The sequence below is a fragment of the Streptomyces sp. NPDC047525 genome, assembly GCF_040643025.1.
Taxonomy (GTDB): domain Bacteria; phylum Actinomycetota; class Actinomycetes; order Streptomycetales; family Streptomycetaceae; genus Streptomyces; species Streptomyces durmitorensis.
Window position 1 is genome coordinate 172,062 of the sequence record NZ_JBEYTL010000017.1, and the last position, 25,425, is coordinate 197,486.

General features: G+C 68.9%; 22 protein-coding genes. 11 read left to right on the forward strand and 11 right to left on the reverse strand.

Going from position 1 to position 25,425, the window contains the following annotated elements:
* Positions 1 to 27 precede the first annotated feature (27 nt).
* Positions 28 to 975, forward strand: a complete 948-nt coding sequence (locus ABZ833_RS36290) for a bifunctional riboflavin kinase/FAD synthetase (RefSeq protein WP_249587392.1) — start codon at positions 28 to 30, stop codon at positions 973 to 975.
* 44 nt (positions 976 to 1,019) lie between these two features.
* On the opposite strand, the gene ABZ833_RS36295 is transcribed toward ABZ833_RS36290, so the two are convergent.
* Positions 1,020 to 1,214 (reverse strand): hypothetical protein, encoded by a 195-nt coding sequence (locus ABZ833_RS36295; RefSeq protein ID WP_361056144.1) that lies wholly within the window; start codon positions 1,212 to 1,214, stop codon positions 1,020 to 1,022.
* 184 nt (positions 1,215 to 1,398) lie between these two features.
* On the opposite strand from ABZ833_RS36295, the gene ABZ833_RS36300 reads away from it, so the two are divergent.
* Positions 1,399 to 1,623 (forward strand): hypothetical protein, encoded by a 225-nt coding sequence (locus tag ABZ833_RS36300; RefSeq protein WP_361056214.1) that lies wholly within the window; start codon positions 1,399 to 1,401, stop codon positions 1,621 to 1,623.
* Positions 1,624 to 1,707: 84 nt separating this feature from the next.
* On the opposite strand, the gene ABZ833_RS36305 is transcribed toward ABZ833_RS36300, so the two are convergent.
* The 7 genes from ABZ833_RS36305 to ABZ833_RS36335 form a co-directional block, all read right to left on the reverse strand.
* Positions 1,708 to 1,905: a hypothetical protein gene (locus tag ABZ833_RS36305; RefSeq protein WP_361056147.1), complete on the reverse strand. Its 198-nt coding sequence runs from the start codon at positions 1,903 to 1,905 to the stop codon at positions 1,708 to 1,710.
* Positions 1,906 to 2,077: 172 nt separating this feature from the next.
* Positions 2,078 to 3,094 (reverse strand): ABC transporter ATP-binding protein, encoded by a 1,017-nt coding sequence (locus ABZ833_RS36310; RefSeq protein WP_361056150.1) that lies wholly within the window; start codon positions 3,092 to 3,094, stop codon positions 2,078 to 2,080.
* Between the two features lie 60 nt (positions 3,095 to 3,154).
* A complete protein-coding gene (locus ABZ833_RS36315; RefSeq protein WP_361056153.1) occupies positions 3,155 to 4,180 on the reverse strand; it encodes an ABC transporter ATP-binding protein in 1,026 nt (341 codons plus the stop codon).
* 29 nt (positions 4,181 to 4,209) lie between these two features.
* Positions 4,210 to 5,148 carry an ABC transporter permease gene (locus ABZ833_RS36320; RefSeq protein WP_361056156.1) on the reverse strand — a complete coding sequence of 313 codons (939 nt, stop codon included), beginning with the start codon at positions 5,146 to 5,148 and terminating at the stop codon, positions 4,210 to 4,212.
* A complete protein-coding gene (locus tag ABZ833_RS36325; protein WP_361056159.1) occupies positions 5,145 to 6,227 on the reverse strand; it encodes an ABC transporter permease in 1,083 nt (360 codons plus the stop codon). The genes ABZ833_RS36320 and ABZ833_RS36325 overlap by 4 nt, the downstream gene beginning before the upstream one ends.
* 3 nt (positions 6,228 to 6,230) lie before the next feature.
* The gene (locus ABZ833_RS36330; RefSeq protein ID WP_361056162.1) at positions 6,231 to 8,144 is read right to left on the reverse strand and encodes an ABC transporter substrate-binding protein; all 1,914 of its coding nucleotides are present in this window, start codon (positions 8,142 to 8,144) and stop codon (positions 6,231 to 6,233) included.
* A gap of 374 nt (positions 8,145 to 8,518) precedes the next feature.
* Complete coding sequence (locus ABZ833_RS36335; RefSeq protein WP_361056165.1) at positions 8,519 to 11,953, reverse strand: SCO5717 family growth-regulating ATPase; 3,435 nt, start codon at positions 11,951 to 11,953, stop codon at positions 8,519 to 8,521.
* A 570-nt stretch (positions 11,954 to 12,523) separates the two neighbouring features.
* Between ABZ833_RS36335 and ABZ833_RS36340 the strand changes: the two genes are divergently transcribed.
* Complete coding sequence (locus tag ABZ833_RS36340; protein ID WP_361056168.1) at positions 12,524 to 14,008, forward strand: PQQ-binding-like beta-propeller repeat protein; 1,485 nt, start codon at positions 12,524 to 12,526, stop codon at positions 14,006 to 14,008.
* 90 nt (positions 14,009 to 14,098) lie between these two features.
* Here ABZ833_RS36340 and ABZ833_RS36345 read toward each other — a convergent pair whose 3' ends face one another.
* Entirely contained in the window at positions 14,099 to 14,416 is a 318-nt protein-coding gene (locus tag ABZ833_RS36345) for a DUF397 domain-containing protein (RefSeq protein ID WP_249587382.1), read from the reverse strand.
* Between the two features lie 306 nt (positions 14,417 to 14,722).
* Between ABZ833_RS36345 and rpsO the strand changes: the two genes are divergently transcribed.
* The 5 genes from rpsO (at position 14,723) to ABZ833_RS36370 (ending at position 20,322) form a co-directional block, all read left to right on the forward strand.
* Positions 14,723 to 15,010, forward strand: coding sequence for a 30S ribosomal protein S15 (gene rpsO, locus ABZ833_RS36350; RefSeq protein WP_160507553.1), 288 nt, complete (start codon positions 14,723 to 14,725; stop codon positions 15,008 to 15,010).
* A gap of 453 nt (positions 15,011 to 15,463) precedes the next feature.
* Entirely contained in the window at positions 15,464 to 17,680 is a 2,217-nt protein-coding gene (locus ABZ833_RS36355) for a polyribonucleotide nucleotidyltransferase (RefSeq protein WP_361056173.1), read from the forward strand.
* On the forward strand, positions 17,677 to 19,056 hold the full coding sequence (locus tag ABZ833_RS36360; RefSeq protein ID WP_361056176.1) for a pitrilysin family protein: 1,380 nt from the start codon (positions 17,677 to 17,679) through the stop codon (positions 19,054 to 19,056). Before ABZ833_RS36355 ends, ABZ833_RS36360 begins: the two co-directional genes overlap by 4 nt.
* Positions 19,057 to 19,086: 30 nt before the next feature.
* Positions 19,087 to 19,839, forward strand: a complete 753-nt coding sequence (dapB, locus tag ABZ833_RS36365; RefSeq protein ID WP_361056179.1) for a 4-hydroxy-tetrahydrodipicolinate reductase — start codon at positions 19,087 to 19,089, stop codon at positions 19,837 to 19,839.
* 30 nt (positions 19,840 to 19,869) lie between these two features.
* Complete coding sequence (locus ABZ833_RS36370; protein WP_361056181.1) at positions 19,870 to 20,322, forward strand: tetratricopeptide repeat protein; 453 nt, start codon at positions 19,870 to 19,872, stop codon at positions 20,320 to 20,322.
* A gap of 21 nt (positions 20,323 to 20,343) precedes the next feature.
* Here the strand turns inward: ABZ833_RS36370 and ABZ833_RS36375 are convergent, their stop codons facing one another.
* Both ABZ833_RS36375 and ABZ833_RS36380 read right to left on the reverse strand, forming a co-directional pair.
* Positions 20,344 to 20,904 carry a hypothetical protein gene (locus ABZ833_RS36375; RefSeq protein WP_361056184.1) on the reverse strand — a complete coding sequence of 187 codons (561 nt, stop codon included), beginning with the start codon at positions 20,902 to 20,904 and terminating at the stop codon, positions 20,344 to 20,346.
* Positions 20,905 to 21,047: 143 nt separating this feature from the next.
* Positions 21,048 to 21,287, reverse strand: a complete 240-nt coding sequence (locus ABZ833_RS36380) for a hypothetical protein (RefSeq protein WP_361056187.1) — start codon at positions 21,285 to 21,287, stop codon at positions 21,048 to 21,050.
* A 190-nt stretch (positions 21,288 to 21,477) separates the two neighbouring features.
* Between ABZ833_RS36380 and thyX the strand changes: the two genes are divergently transcribed.
* The 3 genes from thyX to ABZ833_RS36395 all read left to right on the forward strand — a co-directional run bounded on the left by thyX (position 21,478) and on the right by ABZ833_RS36395 (position 25,129).
* Entirely contained in the window at positions 21,478 to 22,218 is a 741-nt protein-coding gene (gene thyX, locus ABZ833_RS36385; protein ID WP_249587375.1) for an FAD-dependent thymidylate synthase, read from the forward strand.
* Between the two features lie 190 nt (positions 22,219 to 22,408).
* Positions 22,409 to 23,308 (forward strand): 4-hydroxy-tetrahydrodipicolinate synthase, encoded by a 900-nt coding sequence (dapA, locus tag ABZ833_RS36390; RefSeq protein ID WP_361056191.1) that lies wholly within the window; start codon positions 22,409 to 22,411, stop codon positions 23,306 to 23,308.
* 135 nt (positions 23,309 to 23,443) lie between these two features.
* Positions 23,444 to 25,129 carry a ribonuclease J gene (locus ABZ833_RS36395; protein ID WP_361056193.1) on the forward strand — a complete coding sequence of 562 codons (1,686 nt, stop codon included), beginning with the start codon at positions 23,444 to 23,446 and terminating at the stop codon, positions 25,127 to 25,129.
* The last annotated feature ends 296 nt before the right edge of the window (positions 25,130 to 25,425 follow it).

Here is a 25,425-nt window from a genome sequence, read left to right on the forward strand (position 1 = left end):
ACACAGGTTCGGCGAGGAGCAAAGACAGTGCAGCGCTGGCGTGGCTTGGAGGACATCCCCCAGGACTGGGGGCGCAGCGTCGTCACCATCGGTTCCTACGACGGCGTACACCGCGGGCACCAGCTGATCATCGGCCGCGCCGTGGAGCGCGCCCGTGAGCTCGGCGTTCCCGCCGTGGTCGTCACCTTCGACCCGCACCCCTCCGAGGTCGTGCGCCCCGGCAGCCACCCGCCGCTGCTCGCCCCGCACCACCGGCGCGCCGAACTCATGGCGGAGCTCGGCGTGGACGCGCTGCTCATCCTGCCGTTCACCACGGAGTTCTCGAAGCTGTCGCCCGCCGACTTCGTCGTCAAGGTCCTCGTCGACAAGCTGCACGCGCGCGTGGTCGTCGAGGGCCCCAACTTCCGCTTCGGCCACAAGGCCGCGGGCAACGTCGCCTTCCTGACCGAGCTCGGCGCCACGTACGACTACGAGGTCGACGTCATCGACCTGTTCGTGAGCGGCGAGGCAGGCGGTGGTGAGCCCTTCTCCTCCACCCTGACCCGGCGCCTGGTCGCCGAGGGTGACGTGGAGGGTGCCTCCGAGATCCTCGGCCGCCCGCACCGCGTCGAGGGCGTCGTCGTACGCGGCGCGCAGCGCGGGCGTGAACTGGGCTTCCCCACCGCCAACGTGGAGACGCTGCCGCACACCGCCATCCCCGCCGACGGCGTCTACGCGGGGTGGCTGCACGCCCAGGGCGAGGCGATGCCCGCGGCGATCTCCGTCGGCACGAATCCGCAGTTCGACGGGACGGAGCGGACGGTCGAGGCGTACGCGATCGACCGCGTCGGGCTCGACCTGTACGGCCTTCACGTGGCCGTGGACTTCCTCGCCTTCGTGCGCGGGCAGGCGAAGTTCGACTCGATCGACTCGCTTCTCGTCGCCATCGCGGACGACGTGAAGAAGGCGCGTGACCTGATCGAGGCCGCCGAGTAGTACGCCCTTCGCGTCCTTCGCCGTGTCCACCGGCCCGTCAGCGGCTACAACAGGTGCGGAAGGCCGACGTTGTTGACCAACGGGCCTTCGACGGTGACTCCTTCGGTGATCAGTGACTCGATGTGGGGCACCGGTGGAGGGTTCGCCGCTGCGGCCGGGGGAGCGGTGAGCGCGGTGACGGGCAGGGCGAGGGCTGCGAGCAGGGTGTAGGTCCGGACGCGGCGATGACGCATGCGCATGCGATCTCTGCTTTCTTACGGCAGGCGGGGAGAGGCCGGGTTAGCCCACACGGGCGACGCATGAGCCCCGGCGTCCGACGACCCGTTCGTATGATCGTCGGTGACTTCTTGGTCGTGCGGGGGTTACGCACGGCGAGCGGGCCGCGATCGGCGGCCCGCAGGCGCACGGTCCAAGGAGGCTGCAGTGAACGGCAGTTGGGTGCGGGCAACGTCCCGTTGGGTGCTGGTCGCGGCGATGGCCGCAGTGCCGTCCGTGCTGTGTTCGGGCGCGGCGCACGCCGATGAGACGCACGAGAACTCGCACAACGCTCCCAGGGTCTCGCTGATCAGCACCGGCCAGATCGACGACCCCCTCGAGGACGTGCTCGAGCACGTCCTCAACTTCGGGGACGGATACCGGTGGGACTGACGGGCTGAGCCGCTCGTGGTCGTACCGTACTTGCGCGGGTCCCGGGTGGCCGCGCAAGTACGTCACGACGCAGGGGTGTTCAGGTCACGGGGCGAGGCATGCCGCGCCCGGAACCTCGGAGGGGACGCCGGGGCTTGCCGGATCGACGAGCGAGGTGACGTCGCCGGCCGACTGCGCCACGCAGTCGACGGTCCCGACGGGGTCCGGGACGGCACTGGCGGGCACGGCGAGGGCCCCCAGCAGTGCGACGGCCCCGAGGACGACGGCGGCGGAACGACGCATGGAAATCTCCTTCATGTCGGTGGAGTTGCTCACGGTCCGTGATTGAACCGTTCCGCTGAGTGACTCCCCAGGGCTCACGCCGATAGGCCCCGTATCACCCGAACGTGGAAGAGGTAACGATCCGCCTGTCAGAACCCCGGTCTGACCCCGGTCAGGCCCTGGTCAGACCCGGTCAGACCCCGGACGCGCTGACGTTGACCGCCGCCCAGTGGCACGCCACCTGCGTCTCGCCGCCACCCGAAAGCACCGGCAGATCCTCCGTCCGGCAGCGGTCCGCCACGCCCGCCCGCTCCGCCTCGCCCGAGGCGAGCACCTGGCAGCGCGCGTGGAAGCGGCAGCCGCCCGGGATCCGCGAGGGGTCCGGCGGCTCGCCGGTGAGGACCACGGGGTCGCCGGGCGCCTCCGGGAGCACGGACAACAGCGCCTGGGTGTACGGATGCTGAGGCGAGGTCAGGACCTCCTCCACCGTCCCCGTCTCGACGATCCGGCCCAGGTACATCACCGCCACGCGGTCGGCGATGTTCCACGCGAGACCCAGGTCGTGCGTCACCACCAGCGCGGACAGGCCGAGTTCCTCGCGGAGCCTGAGCAGCAGAGCGAGGATCTCGCCGCGTACGGACGCGTCGAGCGAGGCCACCGGCTCGTCGGCGACGATCAGTTCGGGCTCGAGGACCAGCGCGCCCGCGATGACCACGCGCTGGCGCTGGCCGCCCGACAGCTCGTGCGGATACCGCAGGAAGAACCGCTCGGGCGGCCTCAGGCCCGCCCGTGACAGGGCGTCGGCGACCGCGGCCTGCTCGTCGCCGCCGTACCCGTGGATGCGCAGGCCCTCCGCGACGGCCTCGTACACCGTGTGACGCGGGTTCAGGGAGCCGCTGGGGTCCTGGAGGACCAGCTGGACGCGCTTGCGGTACGCCTTCAGAGCGCGGCCCGAGTAGTCGAGCGGCTTGCCGCCGAAGGTCACCCTGCCGGAGGTGGGTGCCACCAGGCCGAGCAGGGAACGGGCCAGGGTCGTCTTGCCGCAGCCGGACTCGCCGACCAGGGCCACGATCTCGCCCGGTTTGATGTCGAGGTCGACGCCGTCCACCGCCCGCGCGGGCGGTGCGCCGCGGCGGCCGGGGAACGTGATGTGCAGGTCGCCCGCCGACAGCAGGGGATCAGCCGACAGCAGGGGGTCATCGGTGGTCATGCGTCGCTGCTCCTCGGTGCGTGGTCTGTCGGGGCTCGCGGGGCGCGGGGGGTGCGGGGCTCACGGCGCCCGCTCCGCCGTCGCCGGTGCCGATGTCGGCTGCGCCGGAAGCTGCGCGCCCGCGTGCACGCACGCCGCGCGGTGCCGGGGGCCCGCGTCCCGCAGCGCCTGGTCCTCCGTGGTGCAGGAGTCGAGGGCGACCGTGCAGCGCGGGTGGAACGTGCAGCCCGTGGGGAGCAGGGACGGGTCCGGCGGGTCGCCGGGCAGGCCGCGCGGTGCGAAGCGGGACGCCGCGTCGCCGATGCGGGGGAAGGCCGCGGAGAGGGCCTTTCCGTACGGGTGCCGGGCGTTCTCGTAGACCTCGGAGGCCGGGCCTTCCTCGACGACACGGCCCGCGTACATCACCGCGAGCCGGTCGCAGGTGTCGGAGAGCACCGCGAGGTCATGGCTGATCATGATCAGGCCCAGATCCTGCTCGGCCACCAACTGCTCGATCAGGCGCAGGATCTGAGCCTGGATCATCACGTCGAGGGCCGTCGTCGGCTCGTCGGCGATGATCAGGCGCGGATCGCAGGCGAGCGCCATCGCGATCATCACGCGCTGCCGCTGTCCGCCCGACAGTTCGTGCGGATAGGCCTCGGCGCGGGCAGCAGGCAGACCCACCTGTTCGAGCAGCTCCCCGGCCTTCTTCTTCGCCCCCGCCTGGGTCGCCTTCTTGTGCAGCAGGATCGGCTCGGCGATCTGGTCGCCGATGCGGTGCACGGCGTTGAGCGAGTGCATCGCGCCCTGGAAGACGATCGACGCGCCCGCCCAGCGCACCGCGCGGACCTGGCCCCACTTCATCGTGAGGACGTCCTCGCCGTCGAGCAGCACCTCACCGGTCACCTTCGTGCCCGCGGGCAGCAGCCGCAGCAGCGCGAGCGCCAGCGTCGACTTGCCGCACCCGGACTCGCCCGCGACACCGAGCTTCTGGCCCGCGTCGACCGAGAGGTTCACGCCGCGCACGGCGGCCGCCCCGGACGCGTACGTCACTTCGAGATTTCTTACGTCGAGCAGGCGCTGTTCCGCCGCTTTTGCCTCTGCCACCTTGGTCTCCGTCACCTTGTCCGAACCACTCAACGGGAGACCCCCAGCCTGGGGTTGAGCACGGACTCCACGGCGCGTCCGCACAGCGTGAACGCGAGCGCCACGACGGCGATGGCGAGTCCGGGCGGAGCGAGATACCACCAGTCGCCCGCGCTGACCGCGCCCGCCTCGCGCGCGTCCTGGAGCAGCCCGCCCCAGGAGACGACGGTCGGGTCGCCGAGGCCCAGGAAGGCGAGCGTGGCCTCGGTGAGGATGGCGTTCGAGATCACGAGGGTGGTCTGCGCGAGCACCAGCGGCATGACGTTGGGAAGGACGTGCCGGCCCATGACATGGCCGTGGCCGCCGCCGAGCGCCTGCGCGCGTTCGATGTACGGGCGCGACTCCACGGCCAGGGTCTGGGCGCGGACGAGCCGCGCGGTCGTCGGCCAGGTCGTCACGCCGATCGCCAGGATGATCGTCCAGATGGACTTGGACATCACCGAGGCGAGCGCGATGGCGAGCACCAGCGTCGGCATCACCAAAAACCAGTCGGTGACGCGCATGATGACGGTGGAGTACCAGCCCTTGAAGTGCCCCGCGGTGATCCCCACGATCGTGCCGATGGCCACCGAGAGCACGGCGGCGAGCAGCCCCACGGTGAGCGAGATCCGCGCGCCCCACACGAGCAGGCCGAGCAGATCGCGCCCGAACTGGTCGGTGCCCAGCGGGAATTCACCGCTCGGCGACTCCATCGGCTTGCCCGGCGCGTCGGTCACGCTCTGCGCGTCCGAGCCGACGAGCAGCGGCGCGAAGACGGCGATGAGCGTGATGACGACGAGCGCGGCCAGGCCGAAGAGACCGGCCCGGTGGGTGCGGTACTCGCGCCAGAAGCGGGCCACGGAGTGCCGTCTGCGGGTCCAGGCCAGCGCCCGGGGGCTCTTCGCGACCGGGGCCTGCGGGACCTCGGTCTTGGTTGCTTCGGTCGTCATCGGCCCACCCTCGGGTCGAGCAGCGGATAGATCACGTCGGCCAGGGTGTTCATCAGGATCACCGCGGCGGCGAACACGAAGAACAGACCCTGCACGAGGGGCAGGTCGGGCACGCTGAGCGCGGCGTAGAAGAGCCCGCCGAGCCCCGGCCAGGAGAAGACCGTCTCGACGAGGATCGCGCCCGCCACCACCGTGCCGAGGTTCACGAACATCAGCGTGACGGTGGGCAGCATCGCGTTCGGGACGGCATGACGGCGGCGTACGAGATCGTCCCGCAGCCCCTTGGCGCGCGCGGTGGTCAGATAGTCGCTCCCCATCTCGTCGAGCAGGGACGACCGCATCACGAGGAGCGTCTGCGCGTATCCCACCGCCACCAAGGTGACAACGGGGAGCACCATGTGGTGCGCGACGTCGAGGACGTACGCGATGCCGGTCTCGCCACCGGATTCGAGCCCGCCGGTCGGGAAGAGCCCGGGAATCGGACCGACCCCCACCGAGAAGGTGATGATGAGCAGAAGCCCGAGCCAGAAGGACGGCACGGAGTAGAGGGTGAGCGCCAGGCCCGTGTGGACGCGGTCCCCGAGCCCGCCGTTGCGCCAGGCCGTGCGGGTGCCGAGCCAGATGCCGATGAGGGTGTAGAGCACGAACGCGGTGCCGGTGAGCAGGAGCGTGGCCGGCAGCGCGTCGGTGATCTTGTCCATCACCGGGGTGTGGAACTGGTACGACGTGCCGAAGTCGCCGGTCAGCGCGTTGCCGCAGTAGTCGAAGAACTGCGTCATGACCGGCTGGTCGAGGCCGAACTCCTTGCGCATGGCGTCCAGCTGTTCGGCCGACACGCGCTTTCCGCCCGTCATCTGCTTCACCGGGTCACCCGGGATGAGACGGAACAGGAAGAAGCTGGTGACAAGGACGGCGAACAGCGAGACGGCGGCGCCGCCCAGCTTGCCCGCCACGTACAGGAGATAGGCGCGGGTGTTGCGGGCCCGGGGGCCGCGGGCCGACGGCCCGGCGAATACCGGATCGTCGGTCGCCGCGGCGCCCTCGGTGTCGAGCAGTGCGGGATTGCTGTCAGCGGTCATGCGTTACTCGCGGTCCTCTGCGGTCGAACGGCGGCGCAGGGCGAACAGGACTCCACCGCCGACGAGCACCACCGCGGCGGCGGCGATACCGATGATGACACCGGTCGAGCTTCCATCCTTGGAGGAACTCTTCCCATCCGCGGGCACCGCTGACCACCAGGACCAGTAGCCGTCCTGGCCGTAGATGTTGCCCGCGGCCGTCGGCATGGTGGTGATGGACTTGATCTGGTCGGTGCGGTAGGCCTCGACGGCGTTCGGGTACGCAAGGATGTTCATGTACCCGGAGTCGTAGAGCCAGGACTGCATCTCCTTGACGGTCTCCGCGCGCTTGGCCGGGTCGTACTCCGCCAGCTGCTTGTTGTAGAGCTCGTCGTACTTCTTGTCGCAGATGAAGTTGTCGGTCGCGGCGCTCTCCTTGGCCTTCACCGGGAGCGCGGCGCAGGAGTGGATGCCGAGGACGAAGTCCGGGTCGGGGTTGACCGACCAGCCGTCGAACGCGAGATCGTACTCACCCGCGTACCAGGGCACGGACACGTCATCGAGGCAGTTGACCTTGAGCCCGATGCCAAGATCACCCCACCACTCCTTCAGATACTTGCCGACGGCCTTGTCGTTCGGGTCGGTGGCGTGACACAGGATGCGGAAGTCGAGCGGCTTGCCGTCCTTGCCGACGCGCTTGCCGTCGCTGTTCTTCTTGTAGCCCGCCTCGTCGAGGAGTTGGGCCGCCTTCTTGGGGTCGTACGACAGCTTCTGGTCGGCGGAGGGCTTCCAGGCGTACTCGGAGAAGCGAGGCGGAATGTATCCCTCGCCCTCGACGGCCTGCCCCTGGAAGACCTTGTCGACCAGCGCCTCACGGTCCACGGAGAGGAAGAGCGCCTGACGCACCTTCTTGTCCAGGAGGGCCTTGTTGCCGTCACCGAACTTCTTGCGGTCGCGGGTCTGGGCGCCGGGGTTGGTGGCGAGGGCGAAGAAGCGCCGGCCCGGCCCTTCGTTCACCTTCACGTTCTCCGTGCCCTTGAGCTCGGAGGCCTGCGCGGGAGTGAGGGCGGGCTGCCCGGCCACGAAGGAGACCTCGCCCTTCTTGAGCGCCGCGACGGCCGCGTCCTGGTCCTTGTACGTCTTGAAGACCAGCTCGTCGAACTTGGGCGCGCCGCGCCAGAAGTTCTTGTTGGCCTTCAGCTTCACGTACTGGTCGGTCTTGTAGTCCTCGAGGACGAAGGGGCCGTTGCCGACGATGGGGAAGGACTTGTCGTTGTTGAACTTGCTGATGTCGCCGACCTTCTCCCACACATGCTTGGGGACGATCGGCACGTCGAGGGCGGCCATGGTCGCCTGCGGCTTCTTCAGCTCGATGACCAGCTGGGTGGGGCTGGGAGCCGTCACCTTCTTGAAGTTGGCGACGAAGCCGGAGTTGGAGGTGGCGGTGCCTTCCTTGGACATCAGCTTGTTGAACGTCCAGGCGGCGTCCTCGGCCGTCGCCTGCTTGCCGTCGGACCACTTGGAGTTGTCCCGGATGGTGTAGGTCCAGGTCAGCTTGTCGGCGGACGGCTTCCAGTCGGTGGCGAAGCCATCGATGGCGTGGTTGTCCTTGGCGTCGTAGTTCGTCAGGTACTCGTACGTCAGGCGGTGGATGCTGGTGCTGAGCAGCCGCTGGGCGAGGAAGGGGCTGAGCGAGTCGACGCTCTGGGCCACCGCGACGGTGAGGGTCTTCTTGCCGTCCGCCTTGGCCTCGGCCTGGTCCGGGGCCGGGTTGAGGGGAGTGGCAAGGCCCGCGGTGAGGGTGAGGGCGCCGGCTCCGGCCGCCAGGAGGAGCGGGAGGCGGGTGCGGGCGCGGGTGCGGCTGCGGCCGCGGGGCCGTGGTGGTGCCTTCGTGGTGGGGTGAGACCGTGTTCTGCCGTGCTGATCTTGTGTATCCATGGGTCGGTGACCTCGCGTCATCGCTCGCGCAGAGATGGCTAGTTGATCAAGGAACGCCAGCTGGTTGATGTGTGTGTCTACCAGCGCCAGTCTGCGTCAGTCAACGGCAGGTGAACCCCATGTGGCCTGCGGAAATAACGAGTTGACCCGTATTTCATCCGCATTGGTCAAGACCTGTGAAGCGTGGCTGGTCGGGGGGTGATGGTGGAGGGAGGGGCAGGTGGGGGGTGTTGGGGATGTTGGGGGTGTTGGCTGCGGGGCAAACGGGTGGTTGGGAGGGAAAGCCTGTTCGTCAGCGGAGACTGCGGGGCGCCGGGGAACGGGACTGGGCCCGCACCAGGAGTCGGTGCGGGCCCAGTTGAGACAGGCGGAGGCTACTGCTGAGGCGCTTCCGGCGCCGGAGGCTGCGGCTGCGGCTGATAGGGAGCCCCGGGCTGGAACGGCTGCCCAGGCTGAACGGGCGGCGGCGCCTGCCCACCCTGAGGCTGCCCCTGAGGAGCCTGGAACGGCTGCCCCGGCGCGGGGGCGGCAGGAGCAGCCCCCTGCGGAGGAGCCGCGTTCTGCCAACCCTGCGGAGCCCCCGGCTGCTGCGGATACGGCTGCCCACCCGGCTGAGGCTGAGGCTGCTGCTGCGGCGGCTGCTGGGGAACGTACGGCTGTTGCTGTTGTTGCTGCGGCGGCGGCGCCTGCCCGGGCACCGGCCCCTGTCCCGGATACGGTGCCTGCCCAGGCGCAGGCGCCTGCCCGGGGTAAGGCTGCTGCCCGGGCGCGGGCGCCTGTTGACCGGGATAGGCCCCCTGGCCAGGCAGGGGCGGAGCCACGACCGGAGGCGGATTGCCGTCGGAGGTCCAGAGCCCCTGCTGCTGCTGAGCCCGCACGAAGTCCTCGGCGACCATCGCCGAAAGATTGAAGTACGCCTCCCGCACCTTCGGCCGCATCATGTCGAGGTCGACCTCGGCACCGGCGGCAAGGTGCTCGTCGAAGGGAATGACGACAACGCCCCGGCACCGCGTCTCGAAGTGCGACACGATGTCGTCGACCTTGATCATCTTCCCGGTCTCGCGCACTCCCGAGATGACGGTGATGGAACGCGACACAAGGTCGGCGTACCCATGCGCGGACAGCCAGTCCAACGTCGTCGACGCACTGCTGGCACCGTCCACGGACGGCGTGGAGATGATGATCAGCTGATCGGCGAGGTCCAGGACGCCGCGCATCGCGCTGTAGAGCAGACCCGTACCGGAGTCGGTCAGGATGATCGGGTACTGCTTCCCCAGTACGTCGATCGCGCGCCGGTAGTCCTCGTCGTTGAAGGTGGTGGAAACGGCCGGGTCGACGTCATTGGCGATGATCTCGAGCCCGGACGCGGCCTGCGAGGTGAAGCGCCGGATGTCCATGTACGAGTTGAGGTACGGGATCGCCTGGACGAGGTCACGGATGGTGGCCCCGGTCTCGCGCCGCACGCGTCGCCCGAGCGTGCCCGCGTCGGGGTTGGCGTCGATCGCGAGGATCTTGTCCTGCCGCTCGGTGGCGAGCGTCGACCCGAGCGCGGTGGTGGTCGTGGTCTTGCCGACGCCGCCCTTGAGGCTGATGACGGCAATCCGGTAGCAGGACAGAACGGGAGTCCGGATCAGCTCCAACTTCCGCTGCCGCTCGGCCTCTTCCTTCTTGCCGCCGAGCTTGAACCGCGACCCGCCGGCGGCAGGCCTGCTGCTCTTGGCCTTCGGCTTGGTGTTGCGAAGCAGCCGGTCGGAGGACAACTCGACGGCGGCGGTGTAGCCGAGCGGGGCCCCGGGGTTGGTCCGCTCCCGCTGATCGTGCTGCACGGCCTGTGGCCAGGCGGCGCCGGTGCGGGGATCGATGGGCGGCTGAGGCTGGGCCGGGGGCTGCGCCTGCGGCTGAGCTTGCGGCTGTGCCTGCGGCTGCTGCTGGGCCGGGAGCGGCTGCGGGGGCTGCTGTTGATGCGGCGGCTGTGGCTGCGCCTGAGGTGCTGGCTGCGGCTGAGGCTGCACGGCGGCGGGCGGGAGCGGCTGCTGGGCCTGCGGCGCGGGCGGTTGCGGGAACCCGTAACTGCCCTGAGGGGCAGGGGAGTTGGGGTTGTACGGGGCAGGAGCCCCCTGCTGCGGGAACCCGTAGCCACTCGGCGGGACGGGCGCGCTGCCCTGCTGCGGGAACCCATAACCGGCGGGCGGAGCGGGCGCTTCGGGGGCCGGGGCCGGGGCAGGCGTCACGGGAGCAGGAGCAGGAGCAGGAGCAGGAGCAGGTGCCGGAGCAGGCGCACCGGCCTGCGGGAACCCGTACCCAGTCGGAGGCGCCGGAGCATCGGCAACTGGCGTCGCGGGCGCGACCGGTGAGGGAGCCACAGGCCCGGTGGGCGAAGGCCAAGCGGGAGGCGCAGCCTGAACAGGCGCAGGCGCAGGTTCAGCCTGCTGCGGCACCTGGGGAGCCTGCGGCACCTGGGGCGCTTGCGGCACCGGCGGCTGCACGGGCTCGGCAACCGGAGTCGGCTCCGCGGGCGGCGGCGTCGAGACCTGGACGGGCACGGGCCACTGCGGCGCCGACGTGGGCGCGGCGGGCTGGAAGGCGGGCGGCAGCGGCGGAAGCCCACCGTGCGGCGCGGGCGGCGGGGTCCAGGACGGCGGCACGGAGTCCTGGACTTCATCGACGGGCGCGGCAGACGCGGCGTCCTCGGGAGCGGCATCCTCCGGAACGGCGTCACGGATCTCATCGGCGACGTCGACAGCGTCGCCATCACCGGACTCATCGGATCCCTCGCCGCGATCATCCGAGGCGGAATCGACCGCGTCCGAGTCGGCCTCTCCCACAGGGTCAGGCTCAGGCTCACCAGAAGGCGACGCGTCGTCTACGTGGCGGTCATCGGCAGGGTCGCCCTCGCCCAACTCATCCACGCCAGAGGACTCAGAGACAGGAAGGACAACCTCGTCGGCATCCGCATCCGCATCCGCATCCGCATCCGGATCTGCACCCGCATCCGAATCCGCATCATCCTGCGGAGCCTCAGCGGCGGCCCGCTCCTCGATCTCCCGCTTCAGGGCGGCAGAGGAGAACCGCATGGTGGCGCCACTCTCAAGGTCGCCATTGTCCTCGGCAACAGGCTCAGCGACGGGGGCGACCGCAGCAGGAGACACGGAAGCGGGTTCGGCCTCGGCCTCGTGTTCCGGCTCCGGCTCCCGCTCCGGCTCCCGCTCCGGTTCCCGCTCCGGCTCCGACGGAACCTCAGGCTTGGGAACGACACCGGTCACATGCACAGAGGAGGCGACACCAGCAACGGCACCACTCCAGTCAGCAGCACCTCCCGAAGGCGTACCCCCCTCCGACGCAGCCGGAGGAGCAGCAGGCTCCGGAGAGAAGTCCGGAGCAGGTGCAACAGGAGCGGGAGCAACAGGAGCGGGAGCAACAGGAGCAGGAGCAACCGGGGAAGGAGCAACCGGCGCAGACCAGTCCGCCTGCGGCTGGAACCCGCTCCCCACAGGCAGCTTCGGCACGGCAGTCGGCCGGACCGGCGGAGCCGGAGGCTCAGGAACAACGGGAGGCACGGCAGGCTCCGCGGAAGGCGAAACCGCGGGCGAAGAAACCGGCGGGGACGCAGCCGCGGAAGGCGAGGGAGGTGACGCGGGCGACGCCGAAGGAGTCTCCCCCGCACTGCCGGACGCATTCTGCGTGTACCAGGCAGGCGGGGCGTAGTCGATGGTGAACTCGCCCGTCGTCTCGGCAGCGGACTCCGCGTCGGACTGATCATCGACGGGTGTGTCCCAGCCCCCGCGGATCTCGTCCCGATCGCTGTTCACAATGCCTCCTGGTGTGGTCGAGCACCCTCGTGCCGTGGTGGGGGGCGACCGTTCCTGTCGTCCGATCCGCCTTGGCTCTCCCCGTTGGGGACGCGAACCACCCACTCGCGGGTTCTGGCGTCGCGCCCTGTCCCAGCCTAATCACCAAAAGCACCAGCACGGCAGGGCAGCCCACCCCACGAATGCTGTCCTTTGCGTCACGCTCCCCACGGGAGTGATCCCCGTATCCGAAACCGTGCCGGACAAATCCCCCAACAAGCGACAAGAGGCCGCCAATTCATGAGGCTGCCGGCGCCACCCAGTCGCTGAGTCGCCCCTCCGCGCCGTACTCAACGATCCGGTCTCGGCGTCTGCGACCTGCGCCTACCGTGCCCGGGTCGCGCATCCCGCCAGGGGCGGAGCGCGAAGGAACTCCCGCTCCGCGGCATGGCGTTGGTCGTGCTTGCGCCCTCGCAGTGGATCAACGGCCTGCGCGTCCGCGTACGATCATTCGCTTCGCCCCCCCGTGCCCCGGCGGATGCCCCATGCCCCACGCCTTGCCCCCACAGACGTAGACAAGGACCTCACGACGTGAGCTTCGGCCCGCCTCCTTCTTCCTTCACCCAGTCCGCGCTCGCGGCGGACGGAGCCCGCAGGATTCGTCGGAGACGACTGATCGGCGTCATCGCCGCCGTCCTCGTCGTCGTGCTGTGCGCCGGTGGCGGGTTCCTCTGGTTCGGGACCGGCGGCTCGACACCCGACGACGGCAAGGCGGATGCCGCACCTCAGGGCCGCCTCGACGTCAGGGAGACGGTCGAGGAGCGGCCCGCGACCACGAGGGGCCAGATGGCCTTCCGGTTCTCGGTCGACGACATGAGCCCCGGAGAGGAGTACGAGACGCCGGGCACCTGGGCGACGGACAAGATCCTTGCCAAGGGCATCAACAGAACGCTCGTGGGCTTCAAGATCGGCAAGGACGCGTCCACGGGTGACGAGACCTGGCGTACGCCGCTCGCCGGCCCCATCTGCGGGCTCACGCGGCATGTGACCGTGGAAGGCCGCACCGCGGTGCTCCACAGGTCCAAGAACGACCCGGAAGCACCCTGCGATCACGTGGCCTTCGTCGACATCGACACGGGCGAAAAGGTCTGGGAGAAGGAGTTCCCGACGTCCGGGACCGTGTTCGGACAGGACCCGACGAGTGTGTCGTTGACGCACGGCACCGTTGCCGTGACGTGGGGCAACGGCTCGGCGGGGTACGACATGGACACGGGGGACCGGCTGTGGAGGAAGGCCCGTGTCTCCGGCTGCGAGCACGCCGGTCTGGCGGGTGGGCGCGGCCTGCTCATGCTGTTGGCCTGCGTCCACACCAAGGACACGACGTATCAGGTGCAGAAGCTGAATCCCAGGACCGGCGACGCGAAGTGGACGTACCTGGTCGCCGACGGAGTCAAGGGTGTCAACCTGCTGTCCGCCGAGCCGGCGGTCATCGCCCCTGCCGCGGGCGACATCCAGGTGACGCATCTGATCTCGCTGGACGACCGCGGAAAGCGACGCGCGACCATCGGGCTCGAAGGTGGTCATTACGTCGTCAATTGCGACACCGCGACGGGCTTCGACGCGGTCGACAGCTGCCCCTCGACGGTGGTCAGTGGCGACCAGGTCTTCGTCATGAGCCGCGAGGACCCGCACGGCGACATGGTCAACAACGCGAATCGCATCGTGTCGTTCGACCTCGCGACGGGCAAGACGGTCAAGAAGTTCGAATCGGGGAACGATCAGCTGCTCTATCCCCTGCGGATGAGCGGGGACCAGCTCCTTGCGTACCGGGAGAGCAGTGACCGCATCACGCCCATGGGGGTGGTGAGCCTGAATCCACGGACCGGCAAGGAGACCCCGTACTTCTTCTTCGGCCTGCCCCTTGAAGGCTGGACACTCTCCGACCTGGAACTGAGTGACATCGTGGTCCAGGACGGGCGGATCTTTTTCGGCAGCAGGCGGGCGACAGGGCCCAGTGCCGAGAAGAAGAAGGAATGGACGTGGCTGGTCATCGGCATCGAGGGCGCGAAGCGGTAGATCCGCTCGGGCGCCGCACATCCACTGGAGCTCGGGAGAGCCACGCGAACTTTCGGCGTGAGCGCGGCCCCCGGCCCCAGGGGGTCTCGGTCAGCCCGTCGCCCGGCTGTCGTCGCGCGGCGCCGACTCCAGATCGAATTCCCCGTCCCGGGCCCCGAGCACAAAGGCCCGCCACTCCGCCTCGGTGTACCGCAGCACCGTCTCGGGCTCGATCGACGACCGCATGGCCACGGCCCCGTCCGGCAGGTACGCGATCTCGACCCGCTCCTCGTGCGCCTCGGTGCCCGGCGCGCTGTGCCACTCCACGCCGGAGATGTCGAGAGCGTAGAGCTCGTTCTTCTCCCGCTCCTTGCGTGCTGCGACGTCCTCGTCCTGAGCCTGGGCGCTCTTGCCCTCTGTCTCGGCCATGGTGCGCGGACCCCTCCCGTGCGAACGAACTGTCGGCTCAGACTACTGGCGGGCCGCGGCGGGAGACCGGGTATCGGATCACGTGCACACTTGTGGGGGTGGATGCGGTAAAGAGCACCACCGGGCGGGCGGTCCTGGCCGCCCTGGTACCCTGTGTAACGGCCGTATGTGTACGCGCCCCCGGACCCCCTCAAGCGAGGACCTGGAGGCAGCGCCCAGCGGACCTCGCCTCCCGAGTTATGGAAGCTCCCCTGCGATTTAGACCAGGGGCACTCGGTGGCCACGAAAAGACTACGAGGAGTAAGCGTGTCGCTCGACGCCGCTACGAAGAAGCAGATCATGACCGAGTTCGGCCAGAAGGAGGGCGACACCGGCTCCCCCGAGGTCCAGGTCGCCATGCTCTCCCGCCGGATCTCGGACCTGACCGAGCACCTCAAGACCCACAAGCACGACCACCACTCCCGTCGTGGTCTGCTGATCCTGGTCGGTCAGCGTCGCCGTCTGCTGCAGTACCTGGCCAAGAAGGACATCAAGCGCTTCCGTGCGCTGGTGGACCGTCTGGGCATCCGTCGCGGTGCGGCGGGCGCCAAGTAAGACATCGTGAAGGGGGCGGTTCCCACGCAAGAGGGGGCCGCTCCCTTTGCTGTATGCAAGCGTGCCGTACGTGATGTACGCATGCTCTACGTGCGAAGTGTCACCGGTGCTTTGTAGTCTGGTCGCACAACGTCATACGCACACCCATACCGGACTGGGCAGAATCGGACTGCACGGTTCGGAGACGTAACGGCGTCGCACATGGCGACGGGACGACGTCAACCGAACGAGGAGAAGCGCACCTCAAGGAATGCCGCCGCCGGTCCTCGGTAGTGGCGCCCGGGGTACAGGGAGGACTCGAGCATCGAGGAGAACTCGAACATCGAGCCATCGCGTACCGCCCGGGTGCTTCGATCGAAGACCGGCCCGCACCAGCAGGAGCGCTTCTCCGCCACAGTCCCCGTGCCACACGGGCCAGGGGACGAAAGACGACAAGTAACGGAGAAAACGCTAGTGGAGAACGAGACCCACTACGCCGAGGCTGTTATCGACAACGGCACTTTCGGCACCCGCACCATCCGCTTCGAGACGGGCCGCCTGGCCAAGCAGGCCGCAGGCTCCGCCGTCGCGTACCTGGACGACGACACCATGGTGCTGTCGGCCACCACCGCTTCCAAGCGGCCCAAGGACCAGCTCGACTTCTTCCCCCTCACGGTGGACGTCGAGGAGCGGCAGTACGCCGCCGGCAAGATCCCCGGTTCGTTCTTCCGTCGTGAGGGTCGCCCCTCCGAGGACGCGATCCTGACCTGCCGCCTGATCGACCGCCCGCTGCGTCCTTCCTTCAAGAAGGGCCTGCGCAACGAGATCCAGATCGTCGAGACGGTCATGGCGCTCAACCCCGACCACCTGTACGACGTGGTCGCGATCAACGCCGCCTCCTGCTCCACGCAGCTGGCCGGCCTGCCCTTCTCCGGCCCGATCGGCGGCACCCGTGTCGCGCTGATCAAGGGCCAGTGGGTCGCGTTCCCGACGCACACCGAGCTCGAGGACGCCGTCTTCGACATGGTCGTCGCCGGTCGCGTCCTCGAGGACGGCGACGTCGCGATCATGATGGTCGAGGCCGAGGCCACCGAGAAGACCATCCAGCTCGTCGCGGACGGCGCCGAGGCGCCGACCGAGGAGATCGTCGCCGCCGGTCTGGAAGCCGCGAAGCCCTTCATCAAGGCGCTCTGCAAGGCCCAGTCGGACCTCGCCGCCAAGGCTGCCAAGCCCACCGGCGAGTTCCCGGTCTTCCTGGACTACCAGGACGACGTCCTCGAGGCCCTGACCGCCGCCGTGAAGTCGGAGCTCTCCCAGGCCCTGACCATCGCCGGCAAGCAGGAGCGCGAGGCCGAGCTCGACCGCGTCAAGGAGATCGCCTCCGAGAAGCTGCTCCCGCAGTTCGAGGGCCGCGAGAAGGAGATCTCCGGTGCGTACCGCGCGCTGACCAAGAAGCTGGTCCGCGAGCGCGTCATCAAGGACAAGGTCCGCATCGACGGCCGTGGCGTCACGGACATCCGTACGCTCGCCGCCGAGGTCGAGGCCATCCCGCGCGTGCACGGTTCGGCGCTGTTCGAGCGTGGCGAGACCCAGATCCTGGGCGTCACCACCCTCAACATGCTCCGCATGGAGCAGCAGCTCGACACCCTTTCGCCGGTGACGCGCAAGCGCTACATGCACAACTACAACTTCCCGCCGTACTCGGTCGGCGAGACCGGCCGCGTCGGTTCGCCCAAGCGCCGCGAGATCGGCCACGGCGCGCTCGCCGAGCGCGCGATCGTGCCGGTGCTCCCCTCGCGCGAGGACTTCCCGTACGCGATCCGTCAGGTCTCCGAGGCCCTCGGTTCGAACGGCTCGACGTCCATGGGCTCGGTCTGCGCCTCCACGATGTCGCTGCTGAACGCCGGTGTGCCGCTGAAGGCCGCCGTCGCCGGTATCGCCATGGGTCTGATCTCGCAGGAGATCGACGGCCAGACGCACTACGTCGCCCTCACCGACATCCTCGGTGCGGAGGACGCGTTCGGTGACATGGACTTCAAGGTCGCCGGCACGAAGCAGTTCGTGACCGCGCTCCAGCTCGACACCAAGCTCGACGGCATCCCCGCCTCGGTCCTGGCCGCCGCGCTGAAGCAGGCCCGTGACGCGCGTCTGCACATCCTGGACGTCATGAACGAGGCGATCGACGTTCCGGACGAGATGTCCCCGAACGCGCCGCGCATCATCACGGTCAAGATCCCGGTGGACAAGATCGGTGAGGTCATCGGCCCGAAGGGCAAGATGATCAACCAGATCCAGGAGGACACCGGCGCCGACATCACGATCGAGGACGACGGCACCATCTACATCGGTGCCCAGCAGGGCTCGCAGGCCGAGGCCGCCCGCGCCACGATCAACGGCATCGCCAACCCGACCATGCCGGAGGTCGGCGAGCGCTACCTGGGCACGGTCGTCAAGACGACCACCTTCGGTGCGTTCGTGTCCCTGATGCCGGGCAAGGACGGTCTGCTGCACATCTCGCAGATCCGCAAGCTCGCCGGCGGCAAGCGCGTGGAGAACGTCGAGGACGTCGTCGGCGTGGGCCAGAAGGTCCAGGTCGAGATCGCCGAGATCGACTCCCGCGGCAAGCTCTCCCTCATCCCCGTCATCGAGGGCGAAGAGGGCGACGACACGAAGGACGACACCGACAAGTGACGTCGCGTAGCACCACGACGACGGCCCGCCCCTCTTCGGAGGGGCGGGCCGTCGCCCGTACCCAAACCCTCCTCAAGGGCAAGGACGGCATCGGCACGGTCCGCCGTACGACGCTGCCGGGCGGCCTGCGCGTCGTCACCGAGACCCTTCCCTCCGTACGCTCGGCGACCTTCGGGATCTGGGCGAACGTCGGCTCCCGCGACGAGACCCCGTCCCTGAACGGCGCCACGCACTACTTGGAGCACCTGCTCTTCAAGGGCACCAAGAAGCGCAGCGCCCTCGACATCTCCTCCGCGCTCGACGCGGTCGGCGGCGAGATGAACGCCTTCACGGCGAAGGAGTACACGTGCTACTACGCACGCGTGCTCGACACCGACCTGCCGCTCGCCATCGACGTCGTCTGCGACATGCTGACGGGCTCCCTGATCCTCCAGGAGGACGTCGACGCCGAGCGCGGCGTCATCCTCGAAGAGATCGCGATGACCGAGGACGACCCGGGCGACTGCGTGCACGACCTGTTCGCGCACACGATGCTCGGCGACACCCCGCTCGGCCGCCCCGTCCTGGGCACCGAGGAGACGGTCAACGCCCTCACCGCGGACCGGATCCGCCGCTTCTACAAGAAGCACTACGACCCGACCCACCTGGTGGTCGCGGCCGCGGGCAACGTCGACCACAACAAGGTCGTACGCCAGGTCCGTGCCGCCTTCGAGAAGGCCGGCGCCCTCCACCGCACCGACGCGACCCCGATGATCCCGCGCCAGGGCTCCCGCGCCCTGCGCACGGCGGGCCGCGTCGAGGTCGTCAACCGCAAGACCGAGCAGGCCCACGTCATCCTCGGCATGCCGGGCCTGGCCCGCACGGACGACCGCCGCTGGGCCATGGGCGTCCTGAACACCGCCCTTGGCGGCGGCATGTCGTCCCGGCTCTTCCAGGAGGTCCGCGAGAAGCGCGGCCTGGCCTACAGCGTGTACTCGTACACGTCGGGCTTCGCCGACACCGGCCTCTTCGGCGTGTACGCGGGCTGCCGCCCGAGCCAGGTGCACGACGTGCTGAAGATCTGCCGCGACGAACTCGACGACGTCGCGCAGAACGGCCTGAGCGACGACGAGATCGGCCGCGCGATCGGCCAGCTCGCGGGCTCCACCGTCCTCGGCCTCGAGGACACCGGCGCGCTGATGAACCGTATCGGCAAGAGCGAGCTGTGCTGGGGCGAGCAGATGTCGGTCGACGACATGCTGGCGAAGATCGCGGCGGTCACCCCCGACGACGTCCGTGAGGTCGCCCGCGAGGTCCTCGGCCACCGTCCTTCGCTGTCGGCCATCGGTCCGCTCAAGGACAAGCAGGCCGCACGCCTGCACGAAGCGGTCTCCTAAACCCCTTAAACCCCTTAAGGAATCAGGCACATGAGCAAGCTGCGCGTGGCGGTCGTCGGAGCCAAGGGCCGGATCGGCTCCGAGGCCGTCCGAGCCGTCGAAGCCGCCGACGACCTGGAACTGGTCGCCGCGCTGGGCCGGGGCGACAAGCTGGACACGCTGGTGGAGACCGGCGCCCAGGTCGTGGTCGAACTGACCAACCCCGACTCGGTGATGGGCAATCTGGACTTCTGCGTCCGGCACGGCATCCATGCCGTCGTCGGTACGACGGGCTGGACCGACGAGCGCGTCGCGCAGCTGGAGGCCTCGCTGGCCGCATCGCCGAAGACGGGCGTCCTGATCGCCCCGAACTTCTCCATCGGCGCGGTCCTCACCATGAAGTTCGCGCAGATCGCGGCGCCGTACTTCGAGTCCGTCGAGGTCGTCGAGCTGCACCACCCGAACAAGGCCGACGCCCCCAGCGGCACCGCACAGCGCACCGCCCAGCTCATCGCCGCGGCCCGTCGGGAAGCGGGCAGCGCCCCGCAGCCGGACGCCACGTCGACGGCCCTGGACGGCGCCCGCGGCGCGGACGTCGACGGGGTGCCGGTGCACTCCGTGCGGCTGCGCGGGCTCCTGGCCCACCAGGAGGTGCTGCTCGGCGGCGAGGGCGAGACCCTCACCGTCCGGCACGACTCGCTGCACCACAGCAGCTTCATGCCGGGCATCCTGCTCGGCGTACGGCGTGTGGTGAGCACTCCGGGCCTGACGTTCGGCCTGGAACACTTCCTGGACCTGAACTGACGCGGGCCGGACCGAGCTGAACTGATCCTCATGCGAGCAAAGATCACTTACGCCGTCACGGCTGCCGTCCTGGTCGTCTACTTCGTCCTGGTCGGCAGCCGCGGCGTGCTCCTGATACAGCACGGCACCGCGCTCACCGTCACCTTCGGTGTCGCGGTGCTCATCCTGCCGTTCATCGGCATCTGGTTCCTCTGGAAGAACACCCAGTTCGTCCAGCGCGCCAACCGCCTCGCCGCCGAGCTGGAGGCCGAAGGCGGCCTCCCCGTCGACGAGTTGAAGCGCACGCCGGGCGGTCGCATCGACCGCGACTCGGCCGACGAGGTCTTCGCCAGGCGCAAGGCCGAGACCGAGGACTCACCGGACGACTGGCGCTGCTGGTTCCGCCTCGCCGTCGCCTATCACGACGCCCGGGACACCCCGCGCGCGCGAAAGGCGATGCAGCGCGCGATCGCGCTGCACGCGGGCCGACCGGTGAACGTCTAGCTCGGGCGGTGCACGTCCGGCTCAGGCGGTGCGGCGGTACTCGTCGGCCCACACCTCGATGGAGTCGGCCGCCCGGTTGAAGGCCTCGTACCGCGCCAGGAAGTCGGCATTGCGGTCGGTGAGCAACGGCGGCTGCCCGCCGGCCTGCTGATCCCGTCGTACGAGGACGAGTGCCTGCCCCTGAACGGTGCGGGGCAGACCCAGCCACCGCACGGGCTGCTGCGTCGTACGCACCGTCACGACCTGCGCCCACGGCACGGTCTGCGTCGTCAGGAAGGCGACACGACGCAGTCCGTGCGCGCTGACCCAGGTACCCATCCGCAGCAGCCGCAGCGCGCTCACGATGATGACCGCGGCGAGCCCCGCGCAGATCGCGGCACCCGCCAGTGAGTCCGCGAACGCGATGATCACGGCGGCGACGAGGACGTACGAGGCGAGCAGCAGAAGCAGCGCGGCCGCCCCCACCCGCCACGGACCCGGCCGGTAGGGCCGCCGCCAGTGGTCGCGGTCGTCGAACGGCAGCGCGGCGTCGTCCGCTGCCTCGTCAAAGGCGCGGTCCGCCGTCAGGAAGGGCAGGGGCACGACTGAATCCTCACTCAATCCACGCACGGGCTGTGCCCGGTGAGGCTACCGAGCCCTGCTCCCTGCTACCACCTTTGGGGGGCCATGGGGGTACCCCCACGCCTTCAGGGCAGTGGGGGAGAGTCAGGGGGCCACGACGGTCGTCATCGACCGTCCGAGGCTTCGGACTGCTGGTTCTGTGCGGGTGCCTGATCGGGCGACAGGGCGGGCATGCCGACCAGCAGAGAACCTGCGAGTCCGGCGACCACGACCAGGCCGACCAGGGTGCGGCCCACGACCTGAGCGGCCGATGGGCGCTCTCGGGGTGGGGGAGTGACATTGCTGCGGAACTTGTCGGCTTCGGCGATGAAGGCGAACGGGACGGGCTCGCGCCGACGGAACATGGGGTGCGTTTCTCCTCACGCGACTCGAACGAAACTCTGTTGTCCAGTCAGACGCTCGAAACGCCCAAATGGTGCCCGGTTTCGCCAAATTCGCCGAAGAATGTCGTGGCGAGCCACCGAACGGCCGATTGTCAGTGCCGGGCCATAGAGTGGGCGCCGCCCGAGTGATGCACATGGAAGGACCCCGCCAGTGAGCGAGACCCCCACCGAAGACCTCAAGCCCAGCTTCCGCAGCGAGGTCACCGTCGAGTTGGTGAAGCATGCCGCGACCGACTCCGACGTCCTGTGGGCCGCCCGTGTCTCCACTGCCGGGGAGCAGTCCCTGGAGGAGCTCCAGAAGGACCCGGAGCGCTCCAAGGGCCTGATCAACTATCTGATGCGCGACCGCCACGGCAGCCCGTTCGAGCACAACTCGATGACGTTCTTCATCAGCGCCCCGATCTTCGTCTTCCGCGAGTTCATGCGGCACCGCGTGGGCTGGTCGTACAACGAAGAATCGGGCCGCTACAGGGAGCTCCAGCCGACGTTCTACGTCCCCGACGAGTCCCGCAAGCTGGTCCAGGAGGGCCGCCCCGGGAAGTACGTCTTCGTGGAGGGCACCCAGGCCCAGCAGGAGCTCACGGGCCGCGTCATGGAGGACTCGTACCGCCAGGCGTACGAGGCGTATCAGGAGATGCTCGCCGCCGGCGTCGCCCGCGAAGTCGCCCGCGCGGTCCTGCCGGTCGGCCTCTTCTCGTCGATGTACGCCACGTGCAACGCCCGTTCGCTGATGCACTTCCTCGGCCTGCGTACGCAGCACGAGCTCGCCAAGGTCCCGTCCTTCCCGCAGCGGGAGATCGAGATGGTCGGCGAGAAGATGGAGGAGCACTGGGCCAAGCTCATGCCTCTCACGCACGCCGCCTTCAACGGCAACGGACGCGTGGCTCCGTAAGGCACTGATGTACGGGTGGGCTGAGTGAGGTGTCCGTATTGCGGCATTTCGAGAAGTTCATCTAGCCTGATCAAACGGACCCGGCACTGCTTGAACCCCCGAGCAGGCAGTGCCGGGCTCCTCACTTGTCAGGTCCGCATACATCCCCCGAGGGGGGACCACGCGCTGAGCAGCGAGTAGCGTGTTACCCATGGCTCCGACCTCCACTCCGCAGACCCCCTTCGGCAGGGTCCTCACCGCTATGGTCACGCCCTTCACGGCGGACGGCGCGCTCGACCTCGACGGCGCCCAGCGGCTCGCCGCCCATCTGGTGGACGCAGGCAACGACGGCCTCGTCATCAACGGCACCACTGGTGAGTCCCCGACCACCAGCAACGCGGAGAAAGCCGAGCTCGTACGAGCCGTAGTGGAAGCAGTCGGAGACCGAGCCCACGTCGTCGCGGGCGTCGGCACGAACGACACCCGCCACAGCATCGAGCTCGCGCGCGACGCGGAGCGTGTCGGCGCCACCGGCCTCCTGACGGTCACGCCGTACTACAACAAGCCCCCGCAAGAGGGCCTGCTCCGCCACTTCACCGCGATCGCCGACAGCACCGAGCTGCCGGTCATGCTCTACGACATCCCCGGCCGCAGTGGCGTACCGATCAACACCGAGACGATCGTCCGCCTCGCCCACCATCCGCGGATCGTCGCCAACAAGGACGCCAAGGGCGACCTCGGCCGCGCCAGCTGGGCCATCGCCCGCTCCGGCCTCGCCTGGTACTCCGGCGACGACATGCTGAACCTCCCGCTGCTCTCCGTCGGCGCCTGCGGCTTCGTCTCCGTCGTGAGCCATGTGGTCACCCCGGAACTGCGCGCGATGCTCGACGCGTACTCCACGGGTGACGTGCGCAAGGCCACCGAGATCCACCAGAAGCTGCTCCCGGTCTTCACGGGCATGTTCCGTACGCAGGGTGTGATCACCACCAAGGCGGCGCTCACCCTGCAGGGCCGCCCCGCGGGACCGCTGCGGCTGCCCCTCGTCGAGCTGTCGCCCGACGAGACGGCCCAGCTCAAGATCGATCTCGCCGCCGGCGGGGTACAGCTCTGACCACAGACTTCACAACTGAATAGGCACGACCCGCAGGACACGGTCCTGCACCCACACCAAACAACTGCTACTGCACGAACGTCATGCGCGCCACGTGCCCCAGAGGTACGTGGCGCGTGTGGTGAGGAGAGTCTTTTGAGTCATCCGCATCCTGAACTCGGCGCCCCGCCGAAGCTCCCGAAGGGCGGCCTGCGGGTCACCCCGCTCGGTGGCCTCGGTGAAATCGGCCGCAACATGACCGTCTTCGAGTACAACGGTCGCCTGCTGATCGTCGACTGCGGAGTGCTCTTCCCCGAGGAGGAGCAGCCCGGAATCGACCTGATCCTGCCGGACTTCACGTCCATCAGGGACCGCCTCGACGACATCGACGGCATCGTGCTCACGCACGGCCACGAGGACCACATCGGCGGTGTCCCGTATCTCCTGCGCGAGAAGCCGGACATCCCGCTCATCGGCTCGAAGCTGACCCTCGCGCTCATCGAGGCGAAGCTCCAGGAGCACCGCATCCGTCCGTACACGCTCGAGGTCGTCGAGGGCGACCGCGAGCGCCTCGGCCCGTTCGACTGTGAATTCATCGCGGTCAACCACTCCATCCCGGACGCCCTGGCCGTCGCCGTCCGCACTCCCGCGGGCATGGTCGTCGCCACCGGCGACTTCAAGATGGACCAGCTGCCGATGGACGGCCGCCTCACCGACCTGCACGCGTTCGCGCGGCTGAGCGAGGAGGGCATCGACCTCCTTCTCTCCGACTCGACGAACGCCGAGGTCCCGGGCTTCGTCCCGCCGGAGCGCGACATCTCGAACGTGATCCGGGGCGTCTTCGCCGGCGCCCAGAAGCGGATCATCGTCGCGAGCTTCGCCAGCCACGTCCACCGCATCCAGCAGATCCTGGACGCTGCCCACGAGTACGGCCGCAGGGTCGCCTTCGTCGGCCGCTCGATGGTCCGCAACATGGGCATCGCGAGGGACCTCGGCTACCTGAAGGTCCCGCCGGGCCTGGTGGTGGACGTCAAGACGCTCGACGACCTCCCCGACAGCCAGGTGGTGCTCGTCTGCACGGGCTCGCAGGGCGAACCGATGGCCGCCCTCTCCCGGATGGCCAACCGCGACCACCAGATCCGCATCGTCCAGGGCGACACGGTGATCCTGGCGTCGTCGCTCATCCCCGGCAACGAGAACGCGGTCTACCGCGTGATCAACGGCCTGACCCGCTGGGGAGCGAACGTCGTCCACAAGGGCAACGCGAAGGTGCACGTCTCCGGCCACGCGTCGGCGGGCGAGCTCCTGTACTTCTACAACATCTGCAAGCCCAAGAACCTGATGCCGGTCCACGGCGAATGGCGCCACCTGCGCGCCAACGCCGAGCTCGGCGCCCTCACCGGCGTCCCGCACGACCGCATCGTGATCGCCGAGGACGGCGTCGTCGTCGACCTCGTCGAGGGCAAGGCGAAGATCGTCGGCAAGGTCCAGGCGGGATACGTCTATGTCGACGGCCTCTCGGTCGGCGACGTCACGGAGTCCTCTCTCAAGGACCGCAGGATCCTCGGCGACGAGGGCATCATCTCGGTCTTCGTGGTGGTGGACTCCAGCACCGGCAAGATCACCGGCGGCCCGCACATCCAGGCCCGCGGCTCCGGCATCGACGACTCGGCCTTCTCCGCCGTCATGCCGAGGGTCCAGGAGGTCCTCGAGAAGTCGGCCCAGGACGGCGTCGTGGAGCCCCACCAGCTGCAGCAACTCATCCGCCGCACGCTGGGCAAGTGGGTCTCGGACAACTACCGCCGACGCCCGATGATCCTTCCCGTGGTCGTCGAGGTCTGACCTGACACTGCGTGAACTCCGGAGCGGGGCGCCTCGATTTGCATCGGGGCGCCCCGCTCCAGTACGTTTACGTCTCCGCCTGAACGGGAAGCACCCGGCACTCACGTGCTCGGAGGGACCCGAACAGGGCGGGGAATTCCGACTCAGAATCTCTGATAAAGTCGGAACCGCCGGAAAGGGAAACGCGAAAGCCGAAAGGCCGGAGCGGAAACCTGAAAGGCACCGAGGGAAATCGGACACGAAAGAGTCTGATAGAGTCGGAAACGCAAGAACGAAGAACAAAAAGAAACACCGAA

What these genes read in the sequence shown, in the direction of transcription:
- ABZ833_RS36295 (WP_361056144.1), bottom strand. Translation starts at nt 1,214, where the DNA reads ATGCGCATGCGTCATCGCCGCGTCCGGACCTACACCCTGCTCGCAGCC.
- ABZ833_RS36305 (WP_361056147.1), bottom strand. Translation starts at nt 1,905, where the DNA reads ATGCGTCGTTCCGCCGCCGTCGTCCTCGGGGCCGTCGCACTGCTGGGG.
- ABZ833_RS36310 (WP_361056150.1), bottom strand. Translation starts at nt 3,094, where the DNA reads ATGACCACCGATGACCCCCTGCTGTCGGCTGATCCCCTGCTGTCGGCG.
- ABZ833_RS36320 (WP_361056156.1), bottom strand. Translation starts at nt 5,148, where the DNA reads ATGACGACCGAAGCAACCAAGACCGAGGTCCCGCAGGCCCCGGTCGCG.
- ABZ833_RS36325 (WP_361056159.1), bottom strand. Translation starts at nt 6,227, where the DNA reads ATGACCGCTGACAGCAATCCCGCACTGCTCGACACCGAGGGCGCCGCG.
- ABZ833_RS36330 (WP_361056162.1), bottom strand. Translation starts at nt 8,144, where the DNA reads ATGGATACACAAGATCAGCACGGCAGAACACGGTCTCACCCCACCACG.
- ABZ833_RS36345 (WP_249587382.1), bottom strand. Translation starts at nt 14,416, where the DNA reads ATGGCCGAGACAGAGGGCAAGAGCGCCCAGGCTCAGGACGAGGACGTC.
- dapB (WP_361056179.1), top strand. Translation starts at nt 19,087, where the DNA reads ATGAGCAAGCTGCGCGTGGCGGTCGTCGGAGCCAAGGGCCGGATCGGC.
- ABZ833_RS36370 (WP_361056181.1), top strand. Translation starts at nt 19,870, where the DNA reads ATGCGAGCAAAGATCACTTACGCCGTCACGGCTGCCGTCCTGGTCGTC.
- ABZ833_RS36380 (WP_361056187.1), bottom strand. Translation starts at nt 21,287, where the DNA reads ATGTTCCGTCGGCGCGAGCCCGTCCCGTTCGCCTTCATCGCCGAAGCC.
- dapA (WP_361056191.1), top strand. Translation starts at nt 22,409, where the DNA reads ATGGCTCCGACCTCCACTCCGCAGACCCCCTTCGGCAGGGTCCTCACC.